The sequence below is a fragment of the Maritimimonas sp. 2304DJ26-3 genome (assembly GCF_056591635.1).
The window spans coordinates 11,965-27,631 of record NZ_JBWQOK010000002.1; the positions used below are offsets into that span (position 1 = coordinate 11,965).

Below are 15,667 nucleotides of genomic sequence, written 5' to 3' on the forward strand. Positions count from 1 at the left end.
TAGAATATTTGCAAAAAGTATATAAAGATAGGGTCCCATTTAGTCAAAAAGTTGCTTTTGGTGTAGGCATGTTTGCCAATCAAATGTTTCCAGCCATTCTAGGTATTTTTATGGTGGTTCTGGTGCAAGATTTAGGTTTTTCTGGTTGGATGTGGTCTCTAATATATTTTTTCCCAAGAATATTTGATGCTATTACAGATCCAATAATGGGTTATATTTCAGACAATACCAAATCAAAATGGGGAAGGAGAAGATTATATGTTTTAATTGGTGGAATATTAATGGGAGTGGCCTACATATTTATGTGGCAACTTTTTAAGGAAAATTCCCTGAGTTATAATTTTTGGTACTTCTTTCTCTGGTCTATAGTCTTTTATTTGGGGCTTACTTTTTTTAGTGTTCCATATGTAGCAATGGGTTATGAAATGAGTGATGATTTTCATGAGCGTACCAGCATTATGGCTGTCGCACAATGGATTGGGCAGTGGGCTTGGGTAATCGCTCCTTTATTTTGGATTATAATGTATGATCCAGATTGGTTTCCATCGGCAGAAGTAGCTGTGAGACAATTGGCAATTTGGGTAGCTATTCCTTGTGCACTTTGTGCAATAGTACCAGCAATATTCTTAAAAAGCAAATCTACTTTAGAAGAAGATTATGAATCATTAAGTTTAAAAAATGTGGGTGGAAGTTTGAGAAAGATCTATACTACTTTCATTGAAGCCTTTAAGATTAAAGAGTTTAGAAAATTATGTGGAGCCACATTTCTAATTTATAATGCTTTTAATACAGTCGCGTCACTTACCTTTTTTGTAATTGTCTACAAACTTTTTAATGGGGACACAGCTGCTAGTGGTATTTGGGTTTCTTTATTTGGTGCTTTAGGTGCATTAGGGACCACATTTATAGTAATACCTGCCATAACTTGGATGTCTAAGATCATGGGAAAAAAAAAGGCTTTTTTATTGTCTCAGGGTATTTCATTGATAGGGTATATTTTACTCTGGTTCTTATTCATTCCCGGCAAGCCATGGATGTATATCATCGCATTACCATTTTTTTCTTTTGGAATAGGCAGTTTATTTACAATAATGATGTCAATGACTGCAGATGTAATAGATATTGATGAATTAAATTCTGGTAAGCGTAGAGAAGGTATTTTTGGAGCTATTTATTGGTGGATGGTTAAGGTTGGTTTTGCAATAGCAGGTGGGTTAAGTGGTGTTATTATAAGTATAGTTGGGTTTAATCCTGATCTAGCAACTACCGCACAACAATCTTCCGTTGATGGCCTACATGCCTTCTTCTGTTTTTTTCCTATGATTGGAACGCTTACTGCCATGTTTATTATGTGTGATTATAGTGTTACTGAAGAGCGCGCCAACGAAATTAAAACCGAATTAGTTAAGAAAAGAAATGAGTTATAATAGTATTATATTTGTTAATGATAATTTATTAGATTATGTCATATAGAGGAGAAAAATTTTTAGCGCTAGCATCCATAGATTATAATGGATTATCTATCGAGGAGTTAAGAGCACTGTTTAGAAAAGCTCTTGAGTCTGGAATGCATGGTTTATGTTCTAGTCCATACCAAGAAGGACAAAAGCCAGGAGATCAATTGTCTGAATCTCAAATACGACGTCGATTAGAGATTATGAAGCCGTATACAAAATGGATTCGTTCATTTTCTTGTACGGATGGAAACGAACTTATTCCAAAAATTGCTAAAGAGATGGGAATGAAAACGTTAGCTGGTGCGTGGTTGGGTGATGATCCAGAAATTAATAAGAAAGAGCTAGAAGGGCTTATTAGTTTATCACATCAAGGGTTTGTAGATGTTGCTGCCGTTGGTAATGAAGTTATGTATAGAGGAGATTTAAATGAGGGTGAGCTTTTAGATAAAATCTACTATGTTAAAGCTTCTATAAAGAATTTAGATATACCTGTAGGCTATGTTGACGCCTATTATGAATTTCAGGAGAGGCCTGCAATTACTGAGGCATGTGATGTAATTTTAGCAAACTGTTATCCTTTCTGGGAAGGTTGCGACTTAGATTATTCTTTATTGTATATGAAAGATATGTATAATAAAGCAAAACATGCTGGTAATGGTAAAAAAGTAATTATTACCGAAACCGGTTGGCCAAGTCAAGGCACAAGCCTTCAAGGAGCTTTTCCTTCAGAAGAAAACGCTATAAAGTATTTTATAAATACACAAAAATGGTCTCAGGAAGAAGATATAGAAATATTCTACTTTTCCTCTTTCGATGAATCATGGAAAGTAGGATCTGAGGGTGATGTTGGAGCTTATTGGGGTATTTGGGATAAAAATGAAAAACTGAAGTTTTAATTAATGGTTACTCTTAAACAGCTTGCCGATGAATTAAATTTATCTGTATCTACAGTTTCGAAAGCCTTACATGATAGTTATGAAATTAGTAGTAATACAAAAAGGCTAGTGAAAGAATTAGCAAGTAAATATAATTATAGACCTAATAAGACTGCTAAAAATCTAAGAAATCGTCAAACAAAGACAATAGGTGTAATTATTCCAAATATTTTAAATTATTTCTTTGCTAAAGTGCTCCTTGGTATTGAAGAAGAAGCTAATAAGTTAGGGTATCAAATAATTATTTGCTTATCAAATAATAAGTATCAAAAGGAAGTTGATTGCTTAGAACTCCTATCAGATGGAAGTGTAGATGGTTTTATTCTTTCGATAGCTAAAGAAACTCAGAGACTAGAAAGAATTGACCATTTTAACAAAATTATTAATAATGGATACCCTATAACAATGTTTGATAGAGTTTCTGATAAAATAAAAAGATGTAATAAGGTGATTATTGACGATGAGTTGGCCACATATAACGCTACAAAGCATCTTTATAAATCTGGCTGTAGAAAAGTGGCACTGATTACTTCGTTAAACGATATAAGATTAGGAAAGCTAAGGATAAATGGATATAAGATGGCTGTAAGTAGTTATTTTGATAAGGTAGATCCAATTGTTTTAGAAATAAAAAGCAAAAATGAATATGAGTTAAGTATAGATAAATTAATAAAGAATAACCCTGATTTAGATGGGATATTAGCATCAGATAATGTGTCTTCTGCTATCGCTTTAAAAATAGCCAAAAGAAATGGTTATGACGTTCCTAACGATATTTCTATAATTGGTTTCTCAGATAACAAAACCTCTCGTCTGTTAGATCCTCCTTTATCTGTTGTTAATCAAAATGCCTTAGAAATAGGTAAAAATGCTATCAAAACATTAGTTAAAAGCATTGAAGAAATAAATGATAGCTTTTCAACATATACCGTAGATTCAGAAATAATAGAAAGAGGATCTACAAAAAAACTAGCACAGAGTTGCTATAATTAAATGAATTTCTTAAAAATTTTTACTTCTCAATTCTGCTTTTAGATTCTAACGTAATCAGGATTTGCATACACAGTTGCTTTATTATCCCTATTAAAACCAATTACACAAATTCCTAATTCTTTAGCATAATCAATTGCTAATGATGAACAAGCTGATACAGCAACGACTAAAGGTATTTTAGCGATAAATGCTTTAGAAATTATTTCGTACGAAACGCGACCACTAACTAAAATACAACTAGTTTCTTTTAATTTCTTAGTGTCCAAGAGTTCTCCGACCACTTTATCTAAGGCGTTGTGTCGACCGATATCTTCCTTTAAGCTCAATACATTACCAGTCGAATTAAAAGCAGCAGTAGCGTGAGATCCTCCAGTTTTTTTAAATAAATTTTGCCTAGATTTCATTTCTTGATACATCTTTTTGATTGCAGCTAAACTTATTTTGTCATTCGGTTGAATTGATGACCCTTCAACTTCTATATCAGAAAGTTCTTGTTTACCACAAATTCCACAAGATGAAACAGAAAGCAATGTACGTTTATTCATATAGCCTTTTCCGAGTTTTTCTTTTGGAATTATAGCATTAATAATTGAAAAGCCATTTGACTTTTCTTCGATAGTTTCTAATAATAAGGGTTCGGTTCTTTTATAAATATCTTCTGCGTATAATAAGCCTCGGATCAGATGTTCATCATTATCTGGTGTTCTCATTACAACAGTGTATGGCTCATTATTAATATTAATTTGCAAAGCAGCTTCGACTACAAGGGTATCACTAATCTTCTTAGAATTTTTACCGTTGTATTTAATGGCATCATAATTATACGACTGCATAACTTGAATGCTTAAACTTTTTCAAAATCTACGGCAACTACCTTATATTCTGGCGTCAGCGTTTCTTTATCACCAACACTTCCAGTAATAATATTTATAAAAACTTCTGGTTGATGGAAAGTAGTTCTTAAAATACCACGTTTTACATTTTTGGAAACTTTGATGGGAATATTTACACTTCCTCGATCAGAAAAAATCCGAACAATATCTTCATCAGTAACATCTTTATCTTTTGCATCTCGAGGATGCACTTCTAAATAATCTTTGCCTAAAATTTCTTGATTATCTGTACGACGAGTCATAGTACCCGAATTGTAATGCTCTAGTTCTCGACCTGTCGTCAAAATAAAAGGATAGGTAGCACCATGCTCAACAATCTCAGGTGTTTCCTCAAAATCAAAGTGGTGGAATTTTCCTTTTCCTTTTTTAAAGGCACCATCAACATGTAACATTTTGGTATCGGTACCATCTTCTTTAACAGGCCATTGCAAGCCGTTTTTGCCTAAACGCTCCCAACTTAATCCTTTCATAAACGGAATAACATCTGCAATTTCTTCAATGACTTTAGAAGCTTCATACTTTAAACCTGTTGGTTGATCATAACCTAATCGATGCATCATATCAATAATGATCTGCCCATCAGGTTTAGTATTCCCAATGGGTTCTACAACTTTATTTACCCTTTGAACACGGCGCTCTCCATTAGTAAACGTACCATCTTTTTCGAAATATGAAGAAGCTGGTAAAACTACATCAGCTAGTTCAGCCGTAGCAGTCATAAATAGTTCTTGAACTACAATGAGTTCTAAGTTTTCAAAAGCTTTGATGCTATGGTTAGAATTAGGGTCAGTCATTATAGTGTCTTCACCCACGATGTATAAGGCCTTTATTCTACCATCGATGGCAGCATCTAACATATGAGGAATCTTTAAACCTTCTTTTTCTGGCATTTTTTCAATACCATACTTTTCAGCATAATATTGCTGGATTTCAGGTTTGTTTATATCTAAATATCCTGCTCCTTGATGTGGCTGAACACCCATATCAGCTGCCCCTTGCACATTGTTTTGTCCTCGCAACGGATTTAATCCTACACCTTTTCTACCCACATTACCAGTCATCATGGCAATATTTGAAAGCAACATCACTGTTTTACTTCCTTGAAAATGTTCAGTAACTCCCAACCCGTGAAATTCCATTGCTCTTTCCGCGGAAGCGTAGGCAATAGCTGCCTCTCTAACTAGCTCTTTATTAACTCCGGTAAGTTCAGAAAGCTCATCCATATCTAAGCCAATAACATGATCTCTAAATTCATCATACATTTCGGTATAAGAATCGATAAAGTCTTGTTTTACTAAGCCTTCTTTGATGATATAATGAGCAATCATATTAAGGATAGCCACATTCGTTCCCGGGCGAATTTGTAAATGATAAGTAGCAAGATCAGCTAATTTGGTTTTTACGGGATCTACTACAATAGAAGTGACCCCTTTCATAAAAGCCTGCTTAAACTTAGCGCCTGTTACCGGATGCCCTTTTATTGGGTTGGCACCGAATAAGAATATGGCATCAGCATCCTTCATATCTTCTACAGAGTTTGTTGCCGCACCTGTACCAAATGCTTGTTGCATGCCATAGGCTGTTGGCGCATGGCAAACTCTGGCACATCCATCAATATTGTTTGTACCTACAGCTACACGAATCATTTTTTGCATTAAATAATTCTCTTCGTTGGTAGCTCGAGAAGAGGAAATACCTCCAATAGCGTCAGGACCATGCTTTTTTCTTATTTCTATCAACTTGTCAGTAATAAAATCATAAGCTTCATCCCAAGAAACAATTTCAAATTTGCCATCCTTTTTAATCATGGGCTCTCTCAAACGATCTGGATGGTTATAGAACTGAAATGCAAAACGTCCTTTTAAGCAAGTATGTCCTTCGTTTACTTCAGCAGTTTCGGGAGCCCGAATACCACGAATCTTTCCATCAATAACAGATACATCTAATTGACAGCCAACTCCGCAATAAGTGCACGTGGTTCTAACCGTTTTATCTGCTATTAAAGTTTTAGTTTCAAATTTATCGGTAAGTGCTTCAGTAGGACATGTTTGTACACAGGCACCACAAGAAACGCAAGCAGATTCATCAAACGAAGTATCAAAACCTTTAATAATACTGGTTGCAAAACCACGACCAGACATATTTAAGATCATTTCACCTTGAATTTCTTCACAGGCACGTACACAACGATAGCAATTAATACATTGCGATAGATCTGATTTTATATATGGGTGTGCTCTATCTGGCTCTATATCTAAATGATGATCTCCCTTGGGATAACGTACGTTTGGGATACCTATTTGAGCGATTGTTTTTTGAAATTCGGTTGGTTTCTTATCATCTGGAGCAAAAACTTTATCGGGAGGATAATCAGATAATACCAATTCAACAATATTCTTGCGCAAACGCTTCATCTTATCAGTAGTATGATAAATGTATTGTCCTTCACCAACAGGTGTATGGCATGAGGCTACTGTTCTTGTTTCGCCATCTTTTACTCGCGCTACTTCTACAGAACAAACTCTGCAAGAACCAAAATTATCTAAACGATCATCTTGACACATGGTTGGTATAGCGTCTCTATCTTCAATACGTCTTACAAACTCGAGAATTGTCTCGCCAGGCATAATTGTATATGCTTGATTGTTAATATAAGCCTTTGGAGAGCCATTTTTTAACTTTTCTGCTTGTATACTTTGTGTTGCTTTATCTTCCATTATAATATTGATTAAGCGAAGTATAACTTCAATTCATCTTCAAAATACTGTAATGCATTTTTAATCGGCAAGGGAATACCACCACCTAATGCACATAAAGAACCTATTTCTAAGGTTTCAACTAGATCATCGAATAATTGTCTATCGATCTTATAATTTTCGTTTTGAGCTTTTTTCAGCATTTCATACCCTCTATGCGAACCAATTCTACAAGGATAACACTTGCCACAAGATTCATCAGCTGTAAACTCCAATAAATGTTCTAAAAACTTGACCATCGGAAAATCTGCAGGTATAGAAACTACGCTGGCATGCCCTAATAGAAAGTTTTGAGAAGTAAATGACTCAAAATCTAAGGTCAGCTCATCAATTTTATGAGTAGGAACAATACCACCTAAAGGGCCCCCAATTTGTACAGCCTTTACATCTGATTTAAACCCTTTACCGTATTCTTCAAACACAGTTTTTAATGGTGTACCCATTTCAATTTCGTACATACCAGGCCTATTGAAGAAACTATCTAAAGAAACTAACTTTGTACCAGTAGATTTTTGGTTACCTAAATTAGTATAAGCCGCACCTCCGTTTTCTAAAATCCAATGTACATTAGCAAACGTTTCAACATTAGATAGTACAGTTGGTTTACCATATAAACCATATTGAGCAGGGTAGGGTGGGCGAACCCTAACTTCTGGGCGCAAGCCTTCTATAGAACTCAACAATGCTGTTTCTTCACCGCAGATATAAGATCCCTGCCCTCTAATGATCTTAAACCTAAAGTCTTGTGCTAATCCTAACCCTTTTAATTCATCTATTGCCGCTTTTACTTTACGAATAGAATCTGGATATTCGCCACGAATATATAGTACACCTGTGTCTGCACCTACAATAATTCCAGACATATACATCCCGAATAACACCTTATGAGGTTGAAGCTCCATCAAGTACATATCAGAATAGGCGCCTGGGTCACCTTCATCTGCATTACAAACGATATATTTTTGATCTGTTTCTTCTTTTATGGTAGCATCTAGCTTGAAATAAAATGGAAACCCAGCACCACCACGGCCTCTTAAATTAGATGTTTTGAGTGCTGAAATAGCTTCATATGGCTTATTTCTAAACTCATCTGCTAGTTTATAAAAACTGGCGATATCATCAATAGTTGAAGTGAGTATAGGTGTAGAATTACAATCTACATGATAAATATTATCCTGATAATCCTTTGTGTCAATAATTTCTTTTAATACTTCTGGTGAATTTGAAGAATAGGTTTTATCATCATACAGAAACGCATTATTTTGGTGGCAATGACCTAAACATGGGGCATGACCAATTTTATCCTTATCAACAATACCTTCTAAATTAGTGATCAATTTTTCCTGACTATCAGCAACCATACAAGCTGTACCATTACACACATGCACAGTTTTACCTTGGTTTTCTGGACGTAAAAAATCATAAAAAGAAGTAGTTCCAAACACCACAGAGTCGTCAATCATAAAGCGTTCAGCCAATTCATGATATTCTACTTGAGAAGCAGATTTATTGGCTAATTGAGCAACATTCTCGAAAAGGTTGTCATCTAGTTCTTTTCTATAGGATAATGAACGAATATTCTTATTTGCCATGAATAATGATTAGTTGGACTAAATTACTAAAATAAAGTACGATATAAAAAGAGCTATAGTTAAACTTTTTCGCAGATGAGTACTACATGTTTGTTATCAATGCCGGTTGTGAAGAAGAGGTATTGATCACCGCCATCTTTAATGCCTGTTTTTTTGCGGATTTGAGCTACCGTTTCCGGGAAGTTACGCGTAGTTATATTAGCCTTTTTAGATGGGATTAATTGTTTTAGCTGTTTTTTATCATAAGCTATTTTATGATTTATTTTAAAACGTCTTCCGGGGAATTTTATTAAATTATTTATAGTATACAAATGGCTGTTAACATGTAATTTATAAATATTTAATTGATTTGATACTTCATTAAATAGTCCAGCTTTTAAAATGGCAGAATTAGGTTCATATAAATAGGTTAGAGGCTCAGAATATGTTGCTATAGTATTTGAATTAAAAACAGCTTCAAATGTATCAGCTATATCCTTTTTTATGTTGACAGTTTTGATAACTATTGTGCTTAAATAATCTTTTTTAAGTAAAAGCAATAACTCTTTTACGTCGTTTTCTAAGGCAACCACATGAACTTCCTTGACATACTTAAGTTCATTTATTGCACTTGAAATATCTAGAATAGGCGATGTTTTAATTAAGATATTATCTGAATACTTAAATAGTAAGTCTAGATTTTCTGGAATATTGGGTAAACAATCCTTTAAGAGAAAAACTTTGCCTTTTAAATCATTTCTTCGTGATGGATCTACATATATCCAATCAAACTGCTGGTTTTCATTTTCTAAATAAGCTAAGCCATCTTGAGCTATTGTTTTAATAGTAGTTTCTAGCTGCTTAAAATTATGAGTAACTATCTGTGAGAGTTCAGTACTAAGTTCACAATGAGTTACATTTTTAAATTGCTTAGAAAAATAGTAGGAATCAATGCCAAATCCACCAGTTAGGTCGATAATCGAACTACCAGAAATGAGCTTAGATTTATACTTTGCTGTTACTTCAGAGGAAGTCTGCTCAATGTTAAGTTTATTTGGGTAATAGATGTTTTGGGCTTGAAACCAAGTTGGCAGTTTTTTTTCACAACGCTTTTTGGCTTCAACTTGTTCTGCTAATTCCTGAATGGTAATACCGCCAAAAGGACTACCCTTAAAAAGTAATTTTGAAATATCAGTTTTAAGATTTTTATTAATAAAATCTTGAACTTCTTTATGTAGAATTTTAGGATTCAATTTTATAAATCCTTAGTAAGCGACTTTACAATCTTATTTTCCGCTAAGAACTCTTTTAAAATCACCTTTGAGGCGGTATATATTGGTACTGCTACGATCATTCCGGTAACACCGAATATTAACCCACCAATAATAATTACTAAAAAGATTTCTAAGGGGTGTGCTTTTGTAGCCTGAGAGAATATACGTGGTTGACTTATAAAGTTGTCAATAAGTTGCGTAATTCCATAACCGATCAGTACATAAATAGTTGTAGGCAAGATTTGTGTTTTAAAATCTTCATCTATATGGCTGGTCATGGTCAAAATCGCCATTAAAACACCTCCAATTAAAGGTCCTACATAAGGGATTAAATTCAATAAAGCACACAAAAATGCAATAACAATGGCATTATCAATCCCAAAAATGAGAAGAACTATTGTGTATAAAACAAACAGTATCGAGATTTGCGTAACCAAACCGATAAAATATCTTGATAAAAGGTCTTCTATTTTTTCCATAGAAGCAGCAAAACGACTTTCGGTTTTATCAGGAACAATTACCATTAAAGCATTATGCAATAAATGACTATCCTTCATAAAGAAAAATACAATAAATAACACCGAGAATAACCCAACACTAAGGCTTCCTATAGTACCAATTACATTATTTAAAAAATTAGGAATTATCTTTACATTAGAAAAAATATCTACGCTTTTTAATTGGTCCAAAATATTGATTCCGTGAGAAGTAAAATAAGCATTAGCTTGATTTAGTAAATTCTCAATTTTTAACTCAAGCTGATTAATATCTAATAAAGAAAGATTTTGTCCTTGTTTAACTATCACTGGAATAAACATTGAAATCAATCCAAACAACATCGCTAGAAATAGTGTCATAGTAGTAACGACGGCTAAAGTATTCGGAAACTTTAACTTTCGCTTTAAAAACCTTACTATTGGGCGTGCAATTAACGACAATACTGCTGCTATAACTATGTAAACTATAACCGACCTTATCTGGTAGAGAAAATACAAAAGCCCTGCAATGCTTAAAATAATACCTAGCGCTCGTAAGATTCCGTTGCTGATTGTTTTTGAGTTCATAAGCGTAAATATATAGCAAAAAATTAAACCAATTATTCACCCATAGCTTTGGATTATTAATTAGTTTATATTGTTTTGATATCTTTATAGTATTCAAAATCAATCTATTATTAACGCTAGCTAAATAAACCATGTTGAAATCTTCGTTTTTTACCATATTATTTATAGTAGTATGTTTTATCTCATGTCAGAAATCCCATAAAAATACAATCCATAAAAAAACTAATATATTACTATTAGTTGCTGATGATTTGGGCTATGCAGACATTGGTAGTTATGGTAGTGATATAAGTACACCTAATATTGATTCTTTATCAAGTGAAGGAATTCGTTTTTCAAATTTTTATTCAGCTCCTTCCTGTGCACCAACTAGAGCTTCTCTTCTTTCTGGCGCTAACAATCATATTGCAGGCATGGGATCACAATTTAGAAGGATAGGCGATTGGGGATACGAAGGTCATTTAAGCGATCGTGTAATTACTATCCCTCAGTTGTTAAAAAAGGCTGGTTATAGAACTTATATGGCTGGTAAATGGCATCTAGGTGGTAAAGATGATCAATTACCACACAATAAAGGTTTTGAACGATCATTTATAATGCACGAAGGTGCAGGAAATCACTACAATGATATAAATCTTACAGCTTCAAATCCAAAATCACACTATAGTCTTAATGGAGAAAAAGCTGAATGGCCTATGGATGGATATTCGACAGAGATTTACACAAATTATTTAATTGATTTCATTAAAGAAGATTTAGAAAATAATCAGCCTTTCTTTGCTTTTGCAGCATATACATCACCACATTGGCCTCTGCAAGTGGAAGATAAGTTTTGGAAAAAATATAAAGGAAAATACGATGATGGTTACAAAGTTTTACGAGTAAGGAACCATCAAAGATTAAAAAATGCAGGAATCATTTCTAAAGAACATCGATTACCATCCTTATACCCAGGAATAAAACCATGGGATTCTCTTACAATTGAAGAAAAAAAAATAGAATCACGTAAAATGGAATTATACGCTGGTATGGTTGAAAATCTAGATTTTCATATTGGGCGCCTTATAAAATTTTTAAAGAGTATAAATCAATACAATAATACTTTAATAGTTTTTATGAGTGATAATGGAGCAGCAGCTGGAGAGTTTTATGCAGAACCTTCAATTCGTAGGTTTTTAGATAGCATTTATGATAACAGTTATAAAAATATGGGTTCACCAACTTCTTTTGTGTTTTATGATAAGCAATGGGCTGAAGCTGGTGCAGCACCTTTTAGAAATCACAAACAATACACTTTTGAAGGAGGTATAAAAATACCTGCTATTATTCGACATCCATATAAAAATGGTAAGGGAGGAATTTATAAAGGCTTTACTACTTTAACGGATTTAGCTCCGACATTTTATGACGTAGCTAATGTGCAATTTCCTGAGTATTACAATGGTAAACGGGTGCATCCGCTCCAAGGAAAATCATTATTAACCGTTTTGAATGGAAGTACTAAAGAGGTACATAGTGCCGATGAAGCTTGGGTTATGGAGCATAATCATCACGCGCTAGTTCGTAAGGGAAATTGGAAACTTGTAAACCCAGCCATGAATTGGGAAGAATCAAATTTTTTACTTTTCAATTTAGAAGAAGATCCACAAGAATCTAAGGATGTTAAAACAGAGTATCCTGAAAAATTTCAAGAGTTATTAAGCGTGTGGAAAGAATTTAAAGTGAACTATAAGGTTCAACGGTTTAATTCTCAATGATTTTTATAATAACTTCAAAAATAATTACATTTCAGTTTTTACTACATTTGAGTCATATGTAAAACAGTAATTTGAATTCTTTTAATATACTTCAAGGGCAATCAGATATTCTATCTTTTTATGGATGGTGGCAGTTTACTGTTTGTTTATTTGCATTTATAGCTTTGCTATCTATCTGGTGGCATATAGGCAAGCGACAAAATGATTTTGGCCAAGTATGGTTGGCACTTTCAATTTTATGTTGGAGCATTTCTGGAATTGTTGAAGTATATTTTGCGAATACATCTTTAGGGAATAACTTTATACTTGATGGATGGCGTAGTATTTTATCATTATTCAATAGTCTCTTTATTCTGTTAGCTTTGCCTTGGTTTCGATACTTACCAAAACCTGTTGAACATATTATAAAATCTAAATACTGGATATATATTATTGGCTTACCTTTTTTATTTTCATTACTACCAACAATAAGCAAGATGATTTCTGGTAAAACATTAAGCTTAATTAGTGAACTAGATGTCTACTATGCGTTTCTAACCTTAGGCTTTTTAGGTTTTGTTTTATGGGAGTCATTCGCAAAACGAAGATTAAAAATGTTGGCATGGTTATCACTAGTTACTGTACTTATAACATTAGTAGCTCAATTATATAAACTAACCGACTCATCTATAAACCTTACCTTATTTTCAGCCATCTTTAAAACATCATTAATTATGTTATTCTTTGCATTAGCATTGAGTTGGGTAAAAGAGTTAGCAGAGAATGTAATACCAGATTCAGAGCATTTTTATATTAAGTTTGATAAGAAGAGAAATAATAAAGATAAAATAGAACAATTTGTACTTTTAAAAGGATTACCTGGTGAAAATGAGCGGAAAGTTCAACTAACTCCAGCATTATTTAATCTATTTCTAAGATTTGCTGAACGTAAAAAAGAGCAAAAAGATGATTGGCTTGAAATAAAACCAAAGAATTTTGATCTTTCAAAAACGTATGATATTAATGATCATAATGAGATTAAACGATTGCTTACAGCTTTATTAGATGGTGTCTTTGGTAAGGAGAATTGGACACGAAATCATCACCTAAACCCATTAAAGAAAACACTTTTTGAAATGTCGGAAAAGCGAGAGCGAAGAATCCGATTAGCGTTGCCTCCAAAGAATATTACACTTTAAATTTTACTTATTTACATTTTTGTCAGTAGTTACTTTACTGACATTTTTATCTTATTTCTGACTTTTTACATGCAAAGATAATTCATGATACAAATTGCGTCGAATTAAAAAATCATTGTCATGAATTTGAAACAGAAACACTTACTATTCACATTACTATTATTAACTCCTTTCTTAGCGTCTGCACAATCAAAAGGGCTAGATGAAAAAATAAACGATGCGTTTATGCCTATAGCTATTTGGTGGGAAAGCTTAATTTTTACACAAATTACTATTGCAGGACATGGGATTCCTGTAGTGTTGATACTATTACTTGCTGGAGCTTTATTTTTTACCATTTATTTTGGATTTGTAAATTTTCGTCATTTTCCAACAGCCATTCAAGTTGTAAGAGGAAAATATGATGAATTAGAATATTTAGAAGTAGAAACAACTTCGAATGTTCATGTAATAGAAGGAGACATTGTAGATACCTTAAAAGATGAAAGTCATCACGGTGAGGTCAATCATTTTCAAGCATTGGCTACAGCTGTTTCTGGTACAGTAGGTTTAGGAAATATCGCTATGGTAGCAGTAGCTATTTCAATTGGAGGTCCTGGAGCTACTTTCTGGATGATTTTAGCAGGTTTATTAGGAATGTCATCAAAATTTGTAGAGTGTACCTTAGGAGTACGTTATAGAGATATAGATGAAAAGGGAAGTGTTTATGGTGGACCGATGTATTACTTATCTAGAGGGCTAAGGGAAAATGGCTATAAGCATTTAGGTAAATTATTGGCTGGCTTATTTGCTATTCTATGTGTTGGTGCATCATTTGGTGGTGGTAATGCATTTCAGACCAATCAAGCAGCAGCTCAAATAATATCTAGATTTAGCATAGAAGGGTCATCTTCTGGAAGTATCATTGGACTCATTTTTGCCATTTTTGTTGGAATTGTGATAATTGGAGGTATTAAACGAATTGCTAAGATTACAGAAAAAATTGTACCATTTATGGCTGTTCTTTATGTAGCTACGGCCTTATTTATTATTCTTTCAAATTTCAGCTACGTTGATGATGCTTTTCAGTTAATTTTTAGCGAAGCGTTTACACCTAGAGCTACTATTACTGGTGGATTTATTGGAGTTATGATACAAGGCTTTCGAAGAGCGGCATTTTCAAACGAGGCAGGAGCTGGTTCAGCTGCTATAGCGCATTCTGCGGTAAATACAAAATTTGCAGCTTCTGAGGGGCTTGTAGGTTTATTAGAACCTTTTATTGATACAGTAGTGATTTGCACTATGACGGCCATTGTTATTATCATGTTCAATGTTGATGGTGCTTTTGTATACGGAGATGTAATAAACAATCAAGCATTGTTAGCTGATGGTAGTAGAGCAGGAGGAGTAAATTTAACTTCTATGGCATTTGATAGTGCCATTCCAGGATCATCATATGTGTTAGCCATTGCAGTAGTTCTGTTTGCCTTTTCCACCATTCTTTCATGGTCTTATTATGGATTACAATCTTGGAAATACCTTTTCGGTAGAGGAAAATGGACAGACTTAACCTATAAAATTATCTTTTTAATCTTTACAGTTTTAGGAGCGGCTGTTACGCTAGATGCAGTAATTAAATTCTCAGATGCTATGATTTTAGCATTGGTATTCCCTAATATGATAGGGCTATTGTTTTTATTTCCTAAGGTTAGAGAAGAATTAAATAAATATTTAGTTGGAATAAAAAAAATTAAAAACTCTTTGTCAATATCGTAACAAATTTTTAGTATTGTAATATTAAAACGCTAAA

General features: G+C 33.5%; 11 protein-coding genes. 6 read left to right on the top strand and 5 right to left on the bottom strand.

Annotation, left to right across the window (positions count from 1 at the left end):
* Positions 1–8: 8 nt before the first annotated feature.
* Genes AC1EUV_RS04855 through AC1EUV_RS04865 form a run of 3 tightly spaced genes read left to right on the top strand, consistent with a single transcriptional unit; the run spans position 9 to position 3,385 of the window.
* On the top strand, positions 9–1,427 hold the full coding sequence (locus tag AC1EUV_RS04855; protein ID WP_480197556.1) for an MFS transporter: 1,419 nt from the start codon (positions 9–11) through the stop codon (positions 1,425–1,427).
* Positions 1,428–1,462: 35 nt separating this feature from the next.
* On the top strand, positions 1,463–2,353 hold the full coding sequence (locus AC1EUV_RS04860) for a glycoside hydrolase family 17 protein (RefSeq protein WP_480197557.1): 891 nt from the start codon (positions 1,463–1,465) through the stop codon (positions 2,351–2,353).
* Positions 2,354–2,356: 3 nt separating this feature from the next.
* Positions 2,357–3,385, top strand: coding sequence for a LacI family DNA-binding transcriptional regulator (locus tag AC1EUV_RS04865; protein ID WP_480197558.1), 1,029 nt, complete (start codon positions 2,357–2,359; stop codon positions 3,383–3,385).
* A gap of 38 nt (positions 3,386–3,423) precedes the next feature.
* On the opposite strand, the gene fdhD is transcribed toward AC1EUV_RS04865, so the two are convergent.
* Genes fdhD through AC1EUV_RS04890 form a run of 5 tightly spaced genes read right to left on the bottom strand, consistent with a single transcriptional unit; the run spans position 3,424 to position 10,943 of the window.
* Positions 3,424–4,218, bottom strand: a complete 795-nt coding sequence (fdhD, locus tag AC1EUV_RS04870; RefSeq protein ID WP_480197559.1) for a formate dehydrogenase accessory sulfurtransferase FdhD — start codon at positions 4,216–4,218, stop codon at positions 3,424–3,426.
* Positions 4,219–4,229: 11 nt separating this feature from the next.
* Positions 4,230–6,995, bottom strand: coding sequence for a formate dehydrogenase subunit alpha (fdhF, locus tag AC1EUV_RS04875; protein ID WP_480197560.1), 2,766 nt, complete (start codon positions 6,993–6,995; stop codon positions 4,230–4,232).
* A gap of 11 nt (positions 6,996–7,006) precedes the next feature.
* The gene (locus AC1EUV_RS04880) at positions 7,007–8,626 is read right to left on the bottom strand and encodes an NADH-ubiquinone oxidoreductase-F iron-sulfur binding region domain-containing protein (protein ID WP_480197561.1); all 1,620 of its coding nucleotides are present in this window, start codon (positions 8,624–8,626) and stop codon (positions 7,007–7,009) included.
* Positions 8,627–8,685: 59 nt separating this feature from the next.
* On the bottom strand, positions 8,686–9,858 hold the full coding sequence (locus tag AC1EUV_RS04885; protein WP_480197562.1) for a THUMP-like domain-containing protein: 1,173 nt from the start codon (positions 9,856–9,858) through the stop codon (positions 8,686–8,688).
* Positions 9,859–9,860: 2 nt separating this feature from the next.
* Positions 9,861–10,943: an AI-2E family transporter gene (locus tag AC1EUV_RS04890; RefSeq protein ID WP_480197563.1), complete on the bottom strand. Its 1,083-nt coding sequence runs from the start codon at positions 10,941–10,943 to the stop codon at positions 9,861–9,863.
* Positions 10,944–11,074: 131 nt separating this feature from the next.
* On the opposite strand from AC1EUV_RS04890, the gene AC1EUV_RS04895 reads away from it, so the two are divergent.
* The 3 genes from AC1EUV_RS04895 (at position 11,075) to AC1EUV_RS04905 (ending at position 15,633) form a co-directional block, all read left to right on the top strand.
* Positions 11,075–12,700, top strand: a complete 1,626-nt coding sequence (locus AC1EUV_RS04895) for an arylsulfatase (RefSeq protein ID WP_480197564.1) — start codon at positions 11,075–11,077, stop codon at positions 12,698–12,700.
* A gap of 71 nt (positions 12,701–12,771) precedes the next feature.
* Positions 12,772–13,878, top strand: coding sequence for a hypothetical protein (locus AC1EUV_RS04900; RefSeq protein WP_480197565.1), 1,107 nt, complete (start codon positions 12,772–12,774; stop codon positions 13,876–13,878).
* Between the two features lie 120 nt (positions 13,879–13,998).
* Positions 13,999–15,633, top strand: coding sequence for an alanine/glycine:cation symporter family protein (locus AC1EUV_RS04905; RefSeq protein ID WP_480197566.1), 1,635 nt, complete (start codon positions 13,999–14,001; stop codon positions 15,631–15,633).
* Positions 15,634–15,667 lie beyond the last annotated feature (34 nt).